Origin of the sequence: Roseicyclus marinus (genome assembly GCF_030163795.1) — a bacterium.
In the GTDB taxonomy this organism is placed as follows: Bacteria; Pseudomonadota; Alphaproteobacteria; order Rhodobacterales; family Rhodobacteraceae; genus Roseicyclus; species Roseicyclus marinus.
Map to the genome: position 1 here is coordinate 53,369 of NZ_JASJOF010000012.1, position 17,433 is coordinate 70,801.

At 57.5% G+C, this 17,433-nt stretch carries 22 protein-coding genes; 12 read left to right on the forward strand and 10 right to left on the reverse strand.

The annotated features are described in order from the left end of the window. Positions 1–10: 10 nt before the first annotated feature. Both QQK63_RS15670 and QQK63_RS15675 read right to left on the reverse strand, forming a co-directional pair. On the reverse strand, positions 11–508 hold the full coding sequence (locus QQK63_RS15670; protein WP_284283243.1) for a hypothetical protein: 498 nt from the start codon (positions 506–508) through the stop codon (positions 11–13). Positions 509–515: 7 nt separating this feature from the next. Beyond that, on the reverse strand, positions 516–1,568 hold the full coding sequence (locus QQK63_RS15675; RefSeq protein ID WP_277822374.1) for a COG3904 family protein: 1,053 nt from the start codon (positions 1,566–1,568) through the stop codon (positions 516–518). Positions 1,569–1,754: 186 nt separating this feature from the next. On the opposite strand from QQK63_RS15675, the gene QQK63_RS15680 reads away from it, so the two are divergent. The 3 genes from QQK63_RS15680 (at position 1,755) to QQK63_RS15690 (ending at position 4,246) form a co-directional block, all read left to right on the forward strand. Beyond that, on the forward strand, positions 1,755–2,219 hold the full coding sequence (locus QQK63_RS15680) for a YbjQ family protein (RefSeq protein WP_277822376.1): 465 nt from the start codon (positions 1,755–1,757) through the stop codon (positions 2,217–2,219). After that, positions 2,216–2,986, forward strand: coding sequence for a hypothetical protein (locus tag QQK63_RS15685; protein ID WP_277822378.1), 771 nt, complete (start codon positions 2,216–2,218; stop codon positions 2,984–2,986). The genes QQK63_RS15680 and QQK63_RS15685 overlap by 4 nt, the downstream gene beginning before the upstream one ends. A gap of 372 nt (positions 2,987–3,358) precedes the next feature. Further along, positions 3,359–4,246, forward strand: a complete 888-nt coding sequence (locus tag QQK63_RS15690; RefSeq protein WP_277822380.1) for a hypothetical protein — start codon at positions 3,359–3,361, stop codon at positions 4,244–4,246. 591 nt (positions 4,247–4,837) lie between these two features. Here the strand turns inward: QQK63_RS15690 and QQK63_RS15695 are convergent. Beyond that, positions 4,838–5,332, reverse strand: a complete 495-nt coding sequence (locus QQK63_RS15695) for a hypothetical protein (protein ID WP_277822382.1) — start codon at positions 5,330–5,332, stop codon at positions 4,838–4,840. 121 nt (positions 5,333–5,453) lie between these two features. Here QQK63_RS15695 and QQK63_RS15700 point away from each other — a divergent pair, with 121 nt between their 5' ends. Next, the gene (locus QQK63_RS15700; protein WP_277822384.1) at positions 5,454–5,654 is read left to right on the forward strand and encodes a hypothetical protein; all 201 of its coding nucleotides are present in this window, start codon (positions 5,454–5,456) and stop codon (positions 5,652–5,654) included. Between the two features lie 80 nt (positions 5,655–5,734). After that, a complete protein-coding gene (locus QQK63_RS15705; RefSeq protein WP_277822386.1) occupies positions 5,735–6,697 on the forward strand; it encodes a hypothetical protein in 963 nt (320 codons plus the stop codon). Between the two features lie 15 nt (positions 6,698–6,712). Here QQK63_RS15705 and QQK63_RS15710 read toward each other — a convergent pair whose 3' ends face one another. Next, on the reverse strand, positions 6,713–7,177 hold the full coding sequence (locus tag QQK63_RS15710) for an Lrp/AsnC family transcriptional regulator (protein WP_277822388.1): 465 nt from the start codon (positions 7,175–7,177) through the stop codon (positions 6,713–6,715). 98 nt (positions 7,178–7,275) lie between these two features. Here QQK63_RS15710 and QQK63_RS15715 point away from each other — a divergent pair, with 98 nt between their 5' ends. Then, positions 7,276–8,730 carry an aminotransferase class V-fold PLP-dependent enzyme gene (locus QQK63_RS15715; RefSeq protein WP_277822390.1) on the forward strand — a complete coding sequence of 485 codons (1,455 nt, stop codon included), beginning with the start codon at positions 7,276–7,278 and terminating at the stop codon, positions 8,728–8,730. After that, positions 8,730–9,515: a class II glutamine amidotransferase gene (locus QQK63_RS15720; protein WP_277822392.1), complete on the forward strand. Its 786-nt coding sequence runs from the start codon at positions 8,730–8,732 to the stop codon at positions 9,513–9,515. Before QQK63_RS15715 ends, QQK63_RS15720 begins: the two co-directional genes overlap by 1 nt. A gap of 82 nt (positions 9,516–9,597) precedes the next feature. On the opposite strand, the gene QQK63_RS15725 is transcribed toward QQK63_RS15720, so the two are convergent. From QQK63_RS15725 to QQK63_RS15735, 4 genes are all read right to left on the reverse strand, one after another. After that, positions 9,598–9,969, reverse strand: a complete 372-nt coding sequence (locus QQK63_RS15725; RefSeq protein WP_277822394.1) for a hypothetical protein — start codon at positions 9,967–9,969, stop codon at positions 9,598–9,600. Between the two features lie 89 nt (positions 9,970–10,058). Then, positions 10,059–10,307: a type II toxin-antitoxin system TacA family antitoxin gene (locus tag QQK63_RS17755; RefSeq protein ID WP_277822396.1), complete on the reverse strand. Its 249-nt coding sequence runs from the start codon at positions 10,305–10,307 to the stop codon at positions 10,059–10,061. A 24-nt stretch (positions 10,308–10,331) separates the two neighbouring features. Then, positions 10,332–11,570, reverse strand: a complete 1,239-nt coding sequence (locus tag QQK63_RS15730) for a helix-turn-helix domain-containing protein (protein WP_377135812.1) — start codon at positions 11,568–11,570, stop codon at positions 10,332–10,334. A 229-nt stretch (positions 11,571–11,799) separates the two neighbouring features. Then, positions 11,800–12,258: a hypothetical protein gene (locus tag QQK63_RS15735; protein ID WP_277822398.1), complete on the reverse strand. Its 459-nt coding sequence runs from the start codon at positions 12,256–12,258 to the stop codon at positions 11,800–11,802. Positions 12,259–12,538: 280 nt separating this feature from the next. Here QQK63_RS15735 and QQK63_RS15740 point away from each other — a divergent pair, with 280 nt between their 5' ends. Further along, a complete protein-coding gene (locus QQK63_RS15740) occupies positions 12,539–12,799 on the forward strand; it encodes a hypothetical protein (protein WP_277822401.1) in 261 nt (86 codons plus the stop codon). On the opposite strand, the gene QQK63_RS15745 is transcribed toward QQK63_RS15740, so the two are convergent. After that, positions 12,789–13,205, reverse strand: a complete 417-nt coding sequence (locus tag QQK63_RS15745; RefSeq protein WP_277822403.1) for a HigA family addiction module antitoxin — start codon at positions 13,203–13,205, stop codon at positions 12,789–12,791. The genes QQK63_RS15740 and QQK63_RS15745 overlap by 11 nt on opposite strands. Before the next feature lie 12 nt (positions 13,206–13,217). On the opposite strand from QQK63_RS15745, the gene QQK63_RS15750 reads away from it, so the two are divergent. The 4 genes from QQK63_RS15750 to QQK63_RS15765 are packed head-to-tail and all read left to right on the forward strand — an operon-like array spanning position 13,218 to position 16,915. Then, a complete protein-coding gene (locus QQK63_RS15750; RefSeq protein ID WP_277822405.1) occupies positions 13,218–13,454 on the forward strand; it encodes a helix-turn-helix transcriptional regulator in 237 nt (78 codons plus the stop codon). Next, positions 13,451–14,800, forward strand: coding sequence for a HipA domain-containing protein (locus QQK63_RS15755; protein WP_277822407.1), 1,350 nt, complete (start codon positions 13,451–13,453; stop codon positions 14,798–14,800). Before QQK63_RS15750 ends, QQK63_RS15755 begins: the two co-directional genes overlap by 4 nt. A 1-nt stretch (position 14,801) precedes the next feature. Continuing rightward, positions 14,802–15,713 carry a recombinase family protein gene (locus tag QQK63_RS15760; protein WP_277822409.1) on the forward strand — a complete coding sequence of 304 codons (912 nt, stop codon included), beginning with the start codon at positions 14,802–14,804 and terminating at the stop codon, positions 15,711–15,713. A gap of 38 nt (positions 15,714–15,751) precedes the next feature. Beyond that, a complete protein-coding gene (locus tag QQK63_RS15765) occupies positions 15,752–16,915 on the forward strand; it encodes an ATP-binding protein (protein WP_277822411.1) in 1,164 nt (387 codons plus the stop codon). Positions 16,916–17,325: 410 nt separating this feature from the next. On the opposite strand, the gene QQK63_RS15770 is transcribed toward QQK63_RS15765, so the two are convergent. Continuing rightward, positions 17,326–17,433 (reverse strand): transposase domain-containing protein (locus QQK63_RS15770; RefSeq protein WP_284283244.1); only part of this gene is annotated, 108 nt, incomplete at its 5' end.

Sequence of the window (17,433 nt, forward strand, 5' to 3'; positions counted from 1 at the left end):
TAAATATTCTTCACCCCATGGAGTCATAGACTGACTTCAGATCTTTTGCGCACGAAAAGAGCATTTCCGGAACCATGACATTGACCCTGGGAGCTTGCGGATATCGATATTCCATGCCTCTATGAATTTCACTAAAAGCGATGATCAAATCTGCATTCGGAACCGAAACACCAATGTTCCTTGTAGCCTCCACGGACTTTTCAAGATCGCGTCCTATTCCTTTGAGGTCGGCCTTCGTTTTTCCATTCTTGATCAACATCGCCTTTAGATAGAGCTCGATTGCGTGTCCTGTAAGAAAATAAAGGCTTCCTGATGGTCCAAATGTCGGGTGGTCGGACTGTGTAGCATCAATGGCATTCACCTGAAGAAACGGACCTCCAGTGTCTGTGACGGACGACACATTGAACGCGTTAATCCCGAAATTATGGAAAATCATATCCGCTTCTTGCATGTAGGTATCTGCTACCATCGCAAAAGCTGTTGGATCGAGGTCGCTTTGTTCCAACATCCACTCTTCAATCGGGTGTTGTCGCGGTTTGAGATGATCTAAGTTCAATCAGACGAGTATCCTTGCCGAGAAAATACCATTCTGGGATGTTCAGTCGAAGAACCCGGACAGCAGTTTGGAATGAAGGCTGGTCACCAATCTCATTATTCCAGATGATTGCTGGGAATCTGCCGGTGTAATCACGTTCTCCAGTGAAGGCACAGGACGCATTCTGCCACGGCATGCCCCAATCATGCGTCATTGAAACCACATGCCAGTCTGTGCCTTGGAGCTCCATGGTTTCGACGGGCAACAAGCGCGAAAAATCGGACTCTTCCAACTCAAAAAGCGGATAATAGGACGCCACTGGGTCGGAAAAATAGGTGCGGTAGACATCGAAAGCGATCTCACATGCATTCTGGAAATCGTGAACGTCCGGATTGTCCGTGAAGCTGTATGCCGCAAGATAAACTCCGGCATGAGCAAGTTCTCCGACAGTCTCGATATGTCGTGTCTGAGGTCGCTCATCTAAGAAAAAATCGATGATGAATTTATCAGAGATATTCAGCGCGAGGCGTTCGGACAGAAGGGTCCTCATGATGACAACCGAGGTGCGCGCCGCCTCGGCAACATGCTCCTGCGTGTAGCTGCCTTCCGGGAGCGTCAGATAGGGAGCGTGAAAACCGAGGGACCCTCCTGGCTCCAGCTCCCTTGATGCGTACCGAAAGTCGCCCCAGACGCTCCCCCCAAGAAACGCGAGCGCACAGGATGAATAGCACTGATCCGCCGCGCGGATGTATGTGCCAATACCCTCGGACATGAAGAGCCGGCTCAGTTCGAGACCACCCATGAAGGCGCCACCGGGACTGTTCATGCAGACCACAGGACGGCCGTCTATGGCGCTGAGTGCCAGCCTCACACGTTCCGCATCTCCCTGACTGATCTCCCCAGAGAGGACGAGATCACATCTGGGGTCGAAGGAAGACTGAATTTGCAACGCTGATGCTGGGCGGCTTTGTGGAGCGAGAACAAGTAAGCTCAAGCAGAACAGCGCAGTGATGGATTGGGATTGGCGATTCATGCTTTCACTCCAGTTCGCACCCCCACATGCCCTTCAATTTCACATTGTGAAAATGTCTTTCTTTGGCGCATCATGACGCAAGCGAAGCAGAAGGCACAAGAGATTGTGGGGGATTTCAGAACACACTGCCCTCACTGTGTTCAATGAATAGCAAACGGCCCGTGAGGATCCAGAAAGGCTGCAATAATGGCGCTGTGTAAATCCTGCGGGAAATCTCTGACCCTGCTCAACAAGGCAACGCAGGATCTGTGCAACACCTGTGTCAGCTCAGGTCACACAAAAGCAAACAGCGCCGCGCCGAGGAAGGCCGAGGTCGACGCGATCATGCTGACGACCGAAACCCAACTCGATGGTATAAGGGTCACACGTCGCATCGAGATCGTGACAGCCGAGTGCGCCTTCGGGATGAACATCTTCAAGGATCTGTTCGCAGGCGTTCGTGACATCGTGGGCGGTCGCTCAGAGGCCGTGCAGCAAACGCTGAGAGACGCCCGACGAACGGCGCTCTACGAGTTGAAGAAAGAAGCCCATGCTGTTGGCGCCAACGCGGTGATCGGCGTGGATCTTGACTACGTCGAACTCAGTGCAGCGGGGAGCATGGTTCTTCTGGTGGCCTCTGGGACAGCGGTCATCGTGGAAGAGAAACTGTGAACAGGCCGACGGGGCTTATCCCTGAAAATTTGCTATCTCTGCATCTAGCGGAAGAAGGTCTGCGCGGCAAAGCCCTCGACCTGATCGCCCGCGACAATCGTCTACAGCTTCATCTGGAAATTGTAGAAGCTGCAATGGATCTCGCAGATACGTTTCGACAGTTCGATACAATGGACGAGGATATCAAGGTAGCTCAGGTGCTGGGGATGCGGATGTTCAATGCCCTGGGGGCAAGCCTTAAACTGACCCTGTCTGGATACCATCAGAACAGCGCTCTTATTCTACGCGATGTTCTCGAGACAGTATTCCTGCTTGATCTGTTCTCCGGTGATCGTTCTCAAATATCGACATGGCGTTATGCTGACAAGAAAACACGCCTGAAAGAATTCTCGCCGGTCAAGGTTCGAACCAAGCTCGATGAACGTGATGGCTGCACGTCGAAAAAACGTGCAGAAATCTATGAGCTTTTTTCAGAGTTAGCCGGTCATCCGAACATGAAATCAGCTTGGATGATGCGGCCAAACAAAAACGGTGATGCTGTCATTGGGCCCTTCATGGAAGCAACTGCGCTTGACGCAGTTCTGTCTGAAATGGGGCGTCTCGCGGTCCAAGCTGGCCAACATATCAACGCTTTTGTTCCTGCTGACTGGCAATATAGTGAGGCTTCTCGTTCGGCATTCTCGCAAGCTAAGCGACGGTGGGTATCAACCTTTTACCCAGCAGCAAAATCAGATCAGCCAACTACTTCAGATCCAAGCAAAGCCTGATAAGTTCGACGACGAAAACTCCAAATGCAGAGAACGTGGCAAGCGTGGCAAGGGAAAGCTCATTGCCGGGGCCGACAGCGCATTGTCGGGAGAAAGTCTCTATACAATCATCCGATCCCAGATTGGCGCTATCATCCAGCTCGAACGGAGAGAGGGAAAAAGACGGGTCGTGGAAATCGCTTTTCCATCCCGCGAAATTGCACGTGAAAGAAATAACCCGGGAATTTGATAAATTGTTTCCTGTTGCGCCTCATTGAGTTCATAATCCATAGTGAAGCAGCAAAAGGTGGGAACATGAGGAATCCATCCCGGCACAATATGGAGCCTTTCCGGAGGTGGGAGGATAGGGATTCGATCCCCATCGCCCATCGCATGGCATTCAGCTCCTTCAGTCGTTCTGTTGACGATATCTGGGGTCGCCACATCAAGCGGCCTTACTGGATCGTATTGATGCCTGGCTATACGCCACCTGCTTCTCTCGACAAGCAAGATAAAGATGCAATGTGGCTGCCCACCAGCCCCAAGGATCCACGCGTGGTTTGGGATGGTTTCTGCGCCACAGCACTCTTCGAGCTGATCCGCGAAAGCCTCGATCCCGCGGGGACCTCACCTTACATCAAGGTTGTAAACGCCGAGACGAAAAAGATCGTTGAGGATCTCCGCGATCCTGAGATCATGGCAATGCGCCCGATCCGTGCAAAGGGTCTCGGGCCGCGGGGTGTCTACAACCACCTTGTCGAGGTTCTGTACTGGGCAGAAATGCTTCCGTCTGGCGATCGAACCAGGACGATCATCCAAGACATCCTTGGAGATCGAAAAGACGCGACCGCGACTGAGGATGGATACACCCGCAGCAGGGCGTTCATGGATGAGAAGCGCCAGGATCACGATCCCTGGGAATACCAGGAAGATGTTCTCAGAAGGGCGGAGGCCGACGAGATCAAGTTGCGCCCTCTGTGCATGTTCGGACCCGCGATCGGCGCTGATCGTGACAGGCTGATCAGAGACAAGGATGTCCCTCTCCTTGCTCTGGCGGACAAGTACACGCTGTCTCATGATCCTCTCAAGATCGAGGATTTCCGAGCGACCGGAAGGCCAGAATCGTACTACCGGGCTGCGGCGGAGAAGGGTAGGCGTCGCCGTGAGGAGGAGCGTAAGATCGCTGCCGCGACGCTGCGCCAAGTCGAAGATATAGACGACCGTGAGCGTCATGGATCGGGATCGTCCGGTCCCGTGTCGAAAGACAAGAACCCCTTCTAAGAGAAGGCCCCGAAGACACCTTCGGGGCCTTTTCGTTCAGGAATGCCGCCTGATCAGATGGCCCTATGCGGGAATCCGACTTGGTCGGAGAATGACGGATCTGAAAGAGCAGACCGTAGCGCTGAAATGATGGCATCAATATGGGATACGGCCGCCGTATCGCCCTGCATCAGAAGAAGGGATGCTGTGCTGCTGCCCTGCATCATGTCGAGAGCGTTCTGAAGGCTTTCCTGAATCCTCTCGGGACCGCCGGTGCGGCTTGCAACGCGATCGAGAGAGATCTTGGTGAGCCACAGGGCGGAAACTCCTTTGACCCGCTCGCTCTTCGCTCGGGGGAGGGTCACATGGGTCAAATCTCAGTGGAAATTACGCGCCCAAACGGGTCACTTCTCAGTGGAAATCAACACTCATACCATCTCAGCGAGATCCGCTTTTTTATCTGAAGCTCATGCGCTCCCCAAAACAGTCTGCCAGTTGCATCTTCGATGCCAAGATTGCCTATCTCGTCAATCGTGATGGCTCGAACCCCCTCAGGGAAGCTGGTTTGATCAGTCATATCTGTGCTCCGCTTCAGAACCGCCTCTAAGCGCTTCAACCTTCGTTCGCGCTTTCGCGCAGGAGATCCAGAAGCTGGCTCTCTCGGTCCTGAATTTCCCTATGAAGCTCGAAGATCAACCCAATCTCTCGACTGCCCCACCCCTGTGCATCATCGATCGTCCCTCCTGTATCGGCACAGCCATCTCGAATTCCCGCTCTCACCTGATTGGCGAAGAACGGCTGTGAGAGACTTTCCGCATTAGGTTGAGCGAGAAAGGCCAAGCGAATGACCTCGCGTGCCAACGCGGCCGTGGCCTCAACATCCTCATCGTCGTGCTCGCGGCAGGCAAGGTCTTGCCCGGCGGCGCGGGAAACACTCATGGCAGAAGTTCTGATATCGTCGATACCCGCCCATGTTGCCGCCATGCGCGCATCCAAAATGCTCCGGAGATCAACGATCGAAGACGCCATATCAGCGACAGGATCTGCTTTGCCAGCATGCGCGAACATGGAGATCGAGGCAGCCAAGAGTGTGACATAGTTCTTCAAACGGCATCCTCTTTCAGACGGTTTCAGCGATTGTGAGGGTCGCTTCTCCCGAAGGGGACCATTGCACGACTTTTCCGTCAATGTTTACCTGCCAGGGGGCGGTGAAAGGGCCATATTCTCCATGCCATCACGCAAGACGACCCTCGACGATCTTCAAGGCGAACAGCGGAGTTTCATCGGGCCGCCGGCGCCGCCGCTGATCCCAAAGATGACATCGGCCTCCGAGCGAGAGGCGGTATATAGGATGATGCTTGAGAACCTAGCGGCGCGGATTGCAGCAGAGACGGAAGCCTTCAAGTCTTGCCAGAAAACAGATGAGTGATCTGCATGATGGATTATTTTCTCTTTTTTCCTAGGGTTATGCTTTAGGCTGGTCAAATGCAGCTACGGGACCTGATTTGGATGAGTAATTTCACAGACACCGCGAACTGGAAACGAAAAGACGCCACAACGCTCGTTTACTCCTACGACCGAAAAGGTGAGAGGCACGAAGGCTCGTGCGAGATGGAGCCGCAGACCGTGGCCATGCAACTCCAGCGCCTTTCCGTGCTAAATGAAATCTCGTGGCGCATAAAGGATGAGAAAGATCCGGAAAGAGAAGCGGACTTTTTCTCTCGCGAATACATCACCGCTCTCGGAATTCTGGATGACTGTCGCCTTCACGCGATTACGTTGGACGACAAACCAAACGAGACATCGTCGCGGATCAACGTGACGATCCATCCGGTCCCTCTAGAGAAGTTGCAGGCCACGAGCGTTATCGACAGTTGGTCGCTATTCAGAGAAAAGGAAAAACCTGCCGAGGGTTGGCTGAGAAACGAGATCGGACGCATCAGGTATCACAGTGCAGGCGAATACCATGATGGTTCGATGTTTTCAGCCAGCGTGCTCATTTCACAAGAAAAGTTCGATGCGCTCGCGTTGGCGGTCAAGCAAGGCAACATCCGATCGGCGCGCCTCAGCCTCCTCGCAGATCTCTACCACTTTGGGTACGAAAGCATGGGCGCTGGAATTCGCGGGCACTATTACAACTATGCCATCTTATGCGAGGACGACGGTGCAAGCGCATTGTCGGGAAGTCCTAAGGGTAGTGACGGTACGACCAAAGCCCGTTTACAGGAGTTGATCGTCGAGTGGTCGCCCAAACTGGACGCCAAGATGGCTGGCCTTCGCGATGAACCTGACGAAGGCGACCACCTTGAGCCTGACATGGTGCAGGTTGAGCGGGACTTGGATACGGTTGTCGCTAGGCTTTCAAAAGATGTTCGAGCAATCCGAGGCCGAGTCGACTTATTCTATCAGGCTGTGATCTTGGGGGTCATCTTGCTGGTATTGGGTCAAGTTCTCGATTGGTTCACAGGTTGAGACGGGGCTGGTGCATCAGGCCGGAATGTCACGACCGTTCGCGATGGCCTCCATAGCGATGTATGAGGTGACAGTCTCAAGTTCATTGTCGCCGATGAGCTTCTGATAGACTCGGTCAAAATCGTTCATATCGCGAGCAACGATCTTGATCATGTAGTCGTAGTCTCCCGCGATCCGATAGAAATCGACGACATTCTCAATAGCGAGAACCGACTTTCTGAACTTTTCGAGCCAAGCCAGAGAATGGTGCCGCGTCCGGACCATGGCATAGACGGTTAGACCTTGCCCGAGGGCCTGCATATTCACCCGGATGGTTTGCCCCATGATGACGCCTTCTTCACGCAAACGGGTCAACCTTCTCCAGCAGGCGTTTTGTGAGAGTCCGACCTTCTCGGCCAAGTCGCGTTGCGAGAGCGAAGCGTCACGCTGAAGGGCTCGGATGATGGATTTGTCGAAGGTGTCGAGCGGTCTTGTGGTCATCTGATCGCCTTACGTCCCTTTTTACGCAAAATACGGTGAAGTTTCCTTAGCGGGGCCGGTGTAGTCATTCAATGACATCGTCAGAAAGGCCTCTCTCCATGTTGATCACACCGCAGGCAGATCATTTCGACCGCTTCAAGGCCGAGCTGCAAGGACCCGATCTGATCGATCGGCTTAGGTGTGGGTTGATAGGCGAGGGCATTGATGTTCCCGGACCAAACGGGGCCAATCCCCTGATTTATGCCGACTATGTCGCATCGGGCAGAGCCTTGCAGCAAGTCGAGGATTTTGTGGTCCAGACCATCTTACCCCTCTACGCGAACAGCCATACCGAGGCCTCATATTGCGGGCAGATGATGACCAGACTGCGGTCTCGTGCGCGGCAAATCATTCTGAAAAGCTGCGGCGGCGGTGATGACTACGCCGTCATTTTTACCGGCGCTGGCGCCACCACCGGAATCAACCGCCTGGTCAGTCTGCTCGGCGCGGCTCCGGGCCGGCCGGATAGCCCTTTGCCCGTCGTACTCATCGGGCCCTATGAACACCATTCCAACATTTTGCCGTGGCGTGAAAGCGGCGCCGAGGTCATCGAAATACCCGAGGCGGCCTCCGGTGGCCCTGATTTTGCGGTGCTTGAAGCCGCACTGATTGCATTCCAGGGGCGGAAGATAATCGGCGCCTTTTCCGCCATGTCGAATGTGACGGGCATCGTCACCGATGTACGACAGGTGACCCAGATGCTGAAATCTTATGGCGCCCTCAGCGTATGGGATTACGCGGGTGGGGCGCCCTACTTGCCGATCGATGTCGCGGGCGACGATCAGGCGCAGATCGACGCGGTAGTGCTTTCGCCGCACAAGTTCATTGGTGGACCAGGGGCGTCCGGCGTCCTCATCCTGCGCCGCGACGCGATCGAACGAAGCACACCGACGGCGCCCGGGGGCGGCACGGTCCGCTTTGTATCTCCTTGGGGGCATGACTACTCGGAGGATGTCATCGCGCGTGAAGAAGCGGGAACTCCGAACGTGATCGGAGACCTGCGCGCCGCGCTAGCCTTCATCGTGAAAGACGCTATTGGCCAAGACTACATGACCACACGTCTCGATGAACTGCGCTGCCGGGCCGAAACCGCCTGGGCGGGAGTGCCTGGCCTGCATATTCTGGGCAATCGAGATGCGCCGCGTATCCCAGTCTTCTCCTTCACGCTGACCGATCCAGAGGGGCGCTTGGTTCACCAACAATTGGTTACGCGTATGCTATCGGACCTCTATGGCGTGCAGGCGCGCGGCGGATGCGCTTGCGCGGGGCCTTATGCACATCGGCTACTAGAGATTGATCGCTCGCACTCGGACGTTCTTCGGGCGGCGATCCTAGACGGCGCCGAACTCAGAAAGCCAGGTTGGACTCGCCTTGGGTTTTCCGTCCTGATGACGGATGAGAAGGCTGATCGGATCATTGAGGCAGTCAGTCAAATCGCGCGCAGCCCTGAGGCGCTGCGGGCGATGTATAGGGTCGACGGCGCCAACGCCAGATTCTCTGTCGAGGCAGCCTGATGTGCCGGTATCTTGCTTGGATCGGTGCCCCCCGCTTTCTTGATGAACTGATCCTAGAGCAAAGCAGGTCGCTGGTTGAACAAAGCCGCAATGCGCTGATTGGCAAGACCCCGATCAACGCAGACGGGTTCGGGTTGGCCTGGTACGCAGAACGCAGCACGCCGTGCATCTACAAGGACACTCATCCCGCCTGGGCCGACGCAAACCTCAAGCAACTTGCACATCACATTCGGTCGAGATTGTTTCTCGCACATGTGCGTGCCTCGACCGGAACGGCGACTTCGCGCAACAACTGCCACCCATTCGCCGTCGACAATTGGTGCTTCATGCATAACGGTCAGGCAGGGGGGCACGACCGGTTTAGGCAGGCCCTCGACGCAAAGATACCGTCAGATCTTTATGCATTTCGTTTCGGAGCAACGGAAAGCGAGGCAATCTTCCTGATTGCACTTGGCCATGGCCTCAAGACTGATCCGATCAGTGCAATGGCACGAGCTGTGCGCGACGTTCAAGAGATGGCAGAGACGCGGGGGGCGGCCCCGTTTATGCGCTTTGCAGCTTGTTGGTCGGATGGAAACCGCCTCTTCGCCGCGCGGAGTGCTTCAGATCGATTTGCGCCGAGCCTATTCGTCCGGACTTGCAGGAATGGCCATATCATCTCCTCTGAGCCCTTGGATGATGAACGAAACGCTTGGATCGAGATCAAGGCGGGCGAAGCCATTGAGGTCACGCGTTGGGCAGTGATCCAACACGAGTTTAAGACCAATTGCTGCATAACCGGTTGAGTGGTTGACGAAACTGCCACTGGGCCGATTGCTCTGTGCTTTGGCCAGTTGATTTCGTAAGAGCTGACTTGGCGTACTGCCGTCAGAAGGCCCGTCGAAAACATTCGCCTTGGGCGATCTCTCCGTAAGGGAGAGAGGCTACGCACTCTGCGTCGGAGCAAACATTCCCCATAAGGGACAGCCAAAATCGTCCCGTTGGGCGATGTATCATCACGGCATAGACGCTGGCTCCTGAGCCAGTCTTGTTTCCAAGAATAAAGTCATCATCAAAATACGTAATTTCATATCGGTTGTCGTCCCGTCCCCAGGAAAGAAAACCCCCCTCCGGACTGACGTTGACCTCTACGCTCGAAGTCGTTCGCCCGTCGTCAAAATCGCAGAAAATCTCGATGTCTTCCTGGGCAACGGCCTGGTTGGACAGAAGGAAGACGGCAGCTGTAAGTGTTTTCTTCATGGTATTATTCGGAGTATTTCAAAGTAGTTGAAAGCTAGTTTGGTGAACTGGTCTTTGTTGAACTGCTGCTTTTCTGCCAGTTCGATATGTCAACGCAACGTCACACGCGCGCGGTAGCGCTCAGCCGCTTCAGTCAGCGCAACCCCTGGCTTCGCGGGCGCATCGAGGAACGCAAAGAAGACGTCATGATCGATGGCCTGGAGGCGGGTGTGCCTATGCACATCGATGATGTCTTCGGCCTTACGCTGTGCCGGCTTTGTCGTGCTCCCAACTTTGCGTCGACCGGTTGATTTTATGAAAGATGACATGGTGCATCCTGTCGAGTGGGTTTCGGTCATGCGGTAACGCGCTGCGCCACTTTTCTACTCAATTCCATAATCCATCGCGTCGAGAAGGTCATCAGGCAGAACCCCATCATGTTTGCCGAGGATGGATCGGCTTTCCATGGCGCGCACATCAACGACCCGCCACATCCTGTAACGACCCTGCCCTGTGACCTCCCGGACAAGGCCCCGTTCTTCCATCCAGTCGATGTTCCGTTGAACTGTCGCCCGATGCACACCTGTCAGTTTTTCTGCCATCTGGGTCGAGACCAGTGGCCAGCTCGTGAAAGTGTCGCGCAGCATCGGCGGCGTCTTGCCCGACAAGGGCGCCATCATCTCGGCCGCCGCCTCGTTCCAGGTCTCGATCTCCTCGAGGCGGCGCAGCGCCGCGAAGACCGCGCTCTCCATCGCGTTCAGCCAGCGCGCCAACCGGGCGGCCGGGTCCCCGATCGCACGAAAGCCCGCTCCCCCGCCCATGGCGATCGGCGCGAAGATTGCGCCCGGCCGATCCATCGATGACGCCAGATCCGAAACCGCCACCCGCGCCGCGGTGACTGCCGCCTCGAGAGGATCGTCGACCGGGGAGAGCTCCGCGACGTGCCAGAGATGGAAGCCCATGCAGGACCGCGTCACGGGATGAAGGTCGCCAGCCTGACCCATCATCGCAAGCCAGGCAGCCGCCCGGTTCTCGAAAGCTTCCCGGTCCGCCATGTCCTGGATGCGTGCCGGAACCTTCGTGTCCTCGAACCGCTCCCCCTGCCCTGGCCGGTCGCGCCGATCGAGGAAGGCCTCGAGATCCGCGACACCCAGTCCGGCACCAAAAGGCCCCGGCCCGCCCGCCAGCCGCCGCACCGTCCAGCCCATCCGGTAGAGCGCCTGGGCGTCATCGGTCGCGGTCGAGATCCGCAGCGCCATGTATAGGGACAACCGGTCGAGACCTACCCGGTCCTGCGCGAGCCAGCTCAGCTCCGACGCCTCGATCAGAGCGAGCCGCTGCCGCCAGCCAGCCGGGCCCCGGCGCAACCGTTCGTCGAGGATCCCGAGGCGTGCAGCGACATGGGCGAGCTGGGCCGCCTGCCCGGCTTCGGCCGCGCGCCAGGCATCGACGATCTCGGATTCCTGGACCTCGGGCTGCGGTCCCGGAGGGAGAAAATCGGGTTCTTCCTCGGATGGACCGGGCATGAACCATAGATCAGCGTCATGCCGATCCTCGGCCGTCTCCATGTCTCCAAGAGGCACCCCATCATCATCCAAGTATATCTGGCGAAATCGGCTCATGCGCGCATTATAGAGCATTTTTGCGCGCCACACGAGTGCGTTTGAGAACCCCTGATTTGCTCTACTATAGAGGCGATCCAGGCTCTTGTCTTCTCGAGACTGACGATGTGCCTCTCGTGGCCTTCAGCCCATGAATACAAGGCTTCACGCGCTCAGCGCGACGAGAGAAACGCCCCTTGCGAACGTTTACAAACGGTAGTTTTCTAATGGCTTGTTAAATTGAAAACCGCTAGGCTTTAGAAAAGCGCGACACCACGGCTGCGCTCATTCGTTGCGCGAGATGATCATGGAATACCCCAATAGCGCGTCCTTGGTGATCATCGACCAACCATCCCTCACTCCAACGCCAATGCTCGAAAAAGATCCAGTCGACCAGATGAGCTTGAAGAAATGGATCGCGATGCTTCGCGAGGATTGACCGTATCTCAACCTCAATGCCCTTCGGCATTGCAGCGACGGCGTGCTCAACTTGGCCCAAGAACATGCACTCTTGAGGTGGTGGCACCTCCTCTGGCGCTACGCGCCAAAAGACAGCCGTCGCAGCATCCGACCATGATCCACCCCGTTTCAGGCCGAGGAGTTCGAGGAGTTCGAGGAGTTGGCGCGCTTCACCAGAAGCTGTTTGCAATCCGACGATCTCCCCTCGCTTGGACCAATGGTGCCGAAGCCTCAACTTTCCTGACTGCATGGCTGTTTTCAGGACCACACAGCAGGTGTCGTCCCATCGCGGCAAGCACGCAGGACGATGCGGCGATGGCCTGGGCCTCGGTCAGCATAATGGGATCATCCTTCGCTGGAGGTCTGGTTCTCTGCTGGACGCGATGTATAGGTCAATCCATACTCAACCCGTGCGCTTTGGTGTGCTTGTTTCGGTCGCGCGCTTTACCGCGCGGAGGCCAAAAGTCCCGCCCGAGGATACAGTGATAGCGCGGGCATTCAGGCACCGTCTTCAATTCTAGGCTTCAGTCATGAACCACGGCTCGCGGTACGGGAACAACGCCAATACCACTCTTGGGGAACCCAACACAGTTGTGGTTCCACGCGTTGCCCTAGCCGATCCATCTGTAGAGCCGTCCGACGAGGCGCTTGAAGCCCTCTGCGCAGCAGCCATTCAGGACGTCATCAGGCGCCACCTGGTTGTCGAGGCAGAGTTCCAAGATCGGATGAAAAGCGCCCTGATTGAAGCGATCCATCTCCGCAAGAAGGATCGCTTGATCCTCAAGCAATGAGTCTCTGTTTCACGCCTGTTCTTGCGGCCATTGTTGGCCTGCAAATTTGCCCTAGCGGGTCGGAAGGCAGGTCCCCCTTCCACTCTTCATGGGCGTGCTGCATCGCGATCCAGATATCCGGCGAAGTCCTAAAAAACTGGCTCAGTTGGACAGCAATCGCATCCATCACCGCAGCCTGCTCCATCAAAAGTGCTTCCAGGTCCCCGATCGAAAGATCGAGCGACTGAGCGATGTCCGCCAATGATCTACCCGTTGCGGGGATCACGTCTTCGCGGAGAAGTGCGTCGGGATGCGTGGGGCGGCGTTCAGGGTTTAGATCCGAGATCACCTGCACCTCTTGATAACGATCGTTGCCATTCTTTGCCCTTAGGCTTACATTGAAGATATTGGAAATGATCTTTTCCATCGCGAGGCGCAGATGACCCAGAGCCAGATCACCGACCCGGCCTCCTTGGGCGCAACCCTGCGAGCCGCGCGTCGCTCCATCAAGCTCAGCCAGGAGACCCTCTCTCTCCAGACCGGCATCTCGCGCCCGACGATCCGCGCGATCGAGAACGGAAAGGCGACAGCCCATGTCGGGCTGGTCTTGCAGCTCTGCCGCGATCTCGGCGTCACGCTGCATGCGACGCTGCCGGAGCAGGAACCGCAGAAGTGACAATCCTGGATGTCTATCTCGAGGCCGTCCCGGAGCCCATCGGCCAGCTTTCTGCGAGTCCTGACGGAGAGATGGCCTTTTCCTACATGACCGATGCCCTGCCGCATCCGATTTCCGTGTCCCTCCCCGTTCAGGAAGAGCCCTTCGGAGACGTGCTCACGCGCGGCTTCTTCTCGAACCTTCTCTTCGAAAACGAGATGCGCGACGACGTCATGCAACGCCACGGCATCTCGGAACGCGACATCGTTAGGCTTTTGTATCACCTCGGGTCTGACTGCCCTGGCTCGATCAGCTGTGTGCCGAAAGATCAACCGCCCGGAAAGAGACCCGGTGATCTCTCCCAGGATTACGACACTCTTCTGGGCTCCCCCGTTGTTCCGGCAGACCTCGACGATGCAATCGGAGCGCTTCCCGTTTCGGATGATCTCGCGCGAATCATGCGCTCCCTGCGCGACCATCGCCGCCTGCCTCCCGACAGTGACGACCCGTCGCCTCTCGCTGGGGTCCAGGGAAAGGTGGCGCTGGCGCGTCTCCCCGATGGGCGCCTTGGGCTGCCCAAGCCCGGCAGTGGCGCGCCCACTACCCATATCCTGAAGGTGCCCCGTGCGGCCCAGATAAGCTCTGTCCTGCGCGAGCATTTCGCGACGCGCCTCATGGCGCAGGCCATCGGGCATCCGGTCGCCAGGACCTGCGTTCTGGGCGAAGGCGATCTGCAGGGCCTTCTCGTCCAGCGCTACGATCGCAGGATCGAAGGGACCCTCGTCCATCGCATCCACCAGGAGGATTTCTGCCAGGCACTCGGGCTTGGCGAGCGTCTGAAATACGAGCGCAACGGTGTCCCGCCTCGGGTCTTCTCGGCCGAGACCGTGGGGCAGCTCCTCGACAAGACGCGTCTGCCGGGTCAGTCGCGGCAGGCCTTTTTCGAGATCACCGTCGCGAACATGCTCCTCGGCAACTCGGACAACCACGGCAAGAACCACGCCTTGCTCTACAACGGCGCCAAGCCAGACCTGGCTCCCGCCTACGATATAGATCCGGTGTTGCTCGACGATGTTCGGCACGCGATGGCCTTCCGGATTGGGACCGCGTCCATGGCCGATGACGTCACGGCCGCGGATCTCGATGTCGCATTGCGCTCACTCGGTGGCCGCGGGTTCAATCGCGCCCAAACAGCGCGTTGCGCGTCCATCGCGAATACGCTCCTTGATGCGGCCGCCCAGCTTCCACGCCCTGCCGGCAAGGGCCTTTGCGATGTGGTCCGACAGCAGGCTACCCACTTTTCCGCGAATGTTGGTCTCGGGCTCGAGGTCCCCGAGTTCGACAACGTGCCCGTGAACAGGGAATGACATGGCCCAGACAGGAAAAGGCAAGCTGATCGGCTACGCACGCGTCTCGACGGAAGACCAGTCGAATGCCGCCCAGGCTCAAGCCCTGAAAGCTGCAGGTTGCACCGAGATCCACGAAGAGCAGGCCTCGGGCGGCAATAGGGCCCGACCCGTTCTTGCAAGGCTCGTCGAACGCATCAAGCCCGGCGAAACCCTGGTTGTCGTCCGCATCGACCGGTTGGCCCGGTCCCTCTCTCATCTCCTGGAGGTGATCGAGAAACTTGAAGCGAAGGGCGCTTTCTTCCGGTCCATCGTGGATCCCATCGACACGGCTTCGCCGCAAGGGAAGTTCACCTTGCAGGTATTGGGGGCGGCCGCTGAATTCGAGAGAGCGCTGATCCGGGAACGGACAAAGGCTGGTCTACAAGCCGCACGAGGTCGTGGGCGCGTCGGCGGGAACCCCGGCCTCCGCGCCCGCGACCCCGCCGCGATAAGGAAGGTGAAGCTCGCGCGCCAGGATGGCTACATGGAGCGCCTAGGGGAGACAGCGAAGGACTGGATGCCGCATGTGCGGCGCCTGCGACCTGACATGGCCTGGGAAGATGTGCTGCGCGTGATCAACGGGCCCCTGCCCCCGGATCGGCGTTGGACTCAGAGCCGGCTTCAACGTGCCGTGAAAGCCTATGTACGGGACGGGTTCCTGGAAGCGACCGTACTCGGACGGGCGGGGCTGCGGCAACGGGATGACCGGTTGCCGGCGATTGTCGCCGCGATCAAGGGGGCGGATCCGGAGATCACACTGCAGGAAATCTGCGACAGGCTCGAACAGATGCGGGAGCGGACGCCACGAGGGCGGACAAGCTGGCAACCGTCATCCGTGAAGATGCTGCTGGAACGGGCCGAGAGGTTAGGATTGCTCGATCGAGCAAAATAACCTTGCAAATCTTCCATGGCATGGAGTAATTGCAAGGCATGTACCAACGCCACACCACACAGACTGTTCAATCCGCGCTCGACGCTCAGGCGGCTGTTGTCCTTTTGGGGCCCCGGCAGGTTGGCAAGACCACACTGGCGCTTGAGATAGCCGAGCGACGCCCATCTGTGTACCTCGATCTGGAACGCGACGCGGATCGACGGGTCCTGACAGAGCCCGATCTGTATCTGGACGAACAGCTCGGCAAGCTCGTCATCCTGGATGAGGTTCAGCAGATGCCGGACCTGTTCAAGAACCTCCGTGGGCAGATCGACATGCGACGGCGAAAGGGCGCCCGCACAGGGCAGTTTCTCCTGCTTGGGTCGGCATCCAATGTACTGCTGCATCAATCGGCCGAGTCTCTTGCTGGGCGAGTTCGCTATATCGAGATGCCACCTCTCCTTCTGGACGAAGTCGGCGAGGATAGATTGAACGACCTATGGCTGAGAGGCGGTTTCCCTGACAGCTTCCAGGCGGACAGCGACCGGGACAGCCTGACCTGGCGCGAGGATTTCCTGCGCACCTACCTCGAGCGCGATATCCCTGCCCTTGGGCCGCGCATCCCGGCCGCCACGCTGCGCCGCTTCTGGACGATGCTGGCGCATGCCCAGGGTGGACTGTTGAATGCAGCCGCACTGGCCGAGGGTCTGGGTGTCTCAGGTCAGACGGTAGGACGGTACCTCGATCTGCTCGTCGACCTCATGCTGGTACGGCGCCTGAAGCCTTGGCACGAGAATGCCGGCAAGCGCCTCGTCAAGTCGCCAAAGATTTTCGTCCGGGATAGCGGTCTCGTCCATGCCCTGCTCGGCATCGGTTCGACGGAAAACCTGTTGGGGCATCCAGTGGTCGGCGGAAGCTGGGAAGGGCTCTGCATCGAAACGCTGATCGCCGCAGCGCCAACAGGGACCGAACCCTTCTTCTACCGGACTGCGGCCGGGGCTGAACTTGACCTCGTCCTGCGCCTTCCTGCGGATGGTATCTGGGCCATCGAGATCAAGCGCACCACTGCACCCAAGGTGTCGCGAGGTTTCCATCTGGCGGTCGACGACATCAAGGCCGACCGGAAGATCTTGGTCTATGCAAGTGACAGGGAGGTGCCGGCAGGTACCGGGGTCAGAGCAATGCCTTTGGCTGCCGCCGTGGAGCAGCTACGCAATCTATAGGGCGTTTAGGAGTTAAAGGAATAGGTTGGCACTGTCGATCGTGATTGGCAGATAATCGATCGCGTCAACAATGGTGCCCCGGCCCTGCCAGGTTGGCGGGTCCACCAAGGTAGATCAGGCCGACGGATAACGATCGTCTTCCGGCTGACGGGGAAAGGCGATTGCCTGCAGATCGCGCTTGTCGTGTTTGGTGGACAGAACTGGGTGGATTCGGTGCCAAACAGATCGAGGGCCTTCTAAGACGCTTGAAGCGTCTTCATCTCGAGAGCGTCAAAGCACATATCCGCGACGTCGCTTTTGCTGTGCTCGCGCCATAAGTGCGCTGATGGCTCTCCCCTCATCGGCATGGATCTCGATCTTCTGGCGCCCAGCTGTTCCCATCGTAACCACGCGGTTGGTACCGCGGCTGATCAGGCGGCCTCGGCCTGAGCGGCGGCAATGGGCGTCCAGTTCCACGGCAGGAGCTCGTCGAGCCGGTTGATCTTGTGATCGTGGATGCGGTCGAGTACGTCAGCAAG

Coding starts and splice junctions, on each gene's coding strand:
- QQK63_RS15670 (WP_284283243.1), bottom strand. CDS start 508: ATGTTGGAACAAAGCGACCTCGATCCAACAGCTTTTGCGATGGTAGCA.
- QQK63_RS15675 (WP_277822374.1), bottom strand. CDS start 1,568: ATGAATCGCCAATCCCAATCCATCACTGCGCTGTTCTGCTTGAGCTTA.
- QQK63_RS15680 (WP_277822376.1), top strand. CDS start 1,755: ATGGCGCTGTGTAAATCCTGCGGGAAATCTCTGACCCTGCTCAACAAG.
- QQK63_RS15690 (WP_277822380.1), top strand. CDS start 3,359: ATGGCATTCAGCTCCTTCAGTCGTTCTGTTGACGATATCTGGGGTCGC.
- QQK63_RS15700 (WP_277822384.1), top strand. CDS start 5,454: ATGCCATCACGCAAGACGACCCTCGACGATCTTCAAGGCGAACAGCGG.
- QQK63_RS15705 (WP_277822386.1), top strand. CDS start 5,735: ATGAGTAATTTCACAGACACCGCGAACTGGAAACGAAAAGACGCCACA.
- QQK63_RS15710 (WP_277822388.1), bottom strand. CDS start 7,177: ATGACCACAAGACCGCTCGACACCTTCGACAAATCCATCATCCGAGCC.
- QQK63_RS15715 (WP_277822390.1), top strand. CDS start 7,276: ATGTTGATCACACCGCAGGCAGATCATTTCGACCGCTTCAAGGCCGAG.
- QQK63_RS15720 (WP_277822392.1), top strand. CDS start 8,730: ATGTGCCGGTATCTTGCTTGGATCGGTGCCCCCCGCTTTCTTGATGAA.
- QQK63_RS15725 (WP_277822394.1), bottom strand. CDS start 9,969: ATGAAGAAAACACTTACAGCTGCCGTCTTCCTTCTGTCCAACCAGGCC.
- QQK63_RS17755 (WP_277822396.1), bottom strand. CDS start 10,307: ATGACCGAAACCCACTCGACAGGATGCACCATGTCATCTTTCATAAAA.
- QQK63_RS15730 (WP_377135812.1), bottom strand. CDS start 11,570: ATGAGCCGATTTCGCCAGATATACTTGGATGATGATGGGGTGCCTCTT.
- QQK63_RS15735 (WP_277822398.1), bottom strand. CDS start 12,258: ATGCAGTCAGGAAAGTTGAGGCTTCGGCACCATTGGTCCAAGCGAGGG.
- QQK63_RS15740 (WP_277822401.1), top strand. CDS start 12,539: ATGAACCACGGCTCGCGGTACGGGAACAACGCCAATACCACTCTTGGG.
- QQK63_RS15745 (WP_277822403.1), bottom strand. CDS start 13,205: ATGGAAAAGATCATTTCCAATATCTTCAATGTAAGCCTAAGGGCAAAG.
- QQK63_RS15750 (WP_277822405.1), top strand. CDS start 13,218: ATGACCCAGAGCCAGATCACCGACCCGGCCTCCTTGGGCGCAACCCTG.
- QQK63_RS15760 (WP_277822409.1), top strand. CDS start 14,802: ATGGCCCAGACAGGAAAAGGCAAGCTGATCGGCTACGCACGCGTCTCG.
- QQK63_RS15765 (WP_277822411.1), top strand. CDS start 15,752: ATGTACCAACGCCACACCACACAGACTGTTCAATCCGCGCTCGACGCT.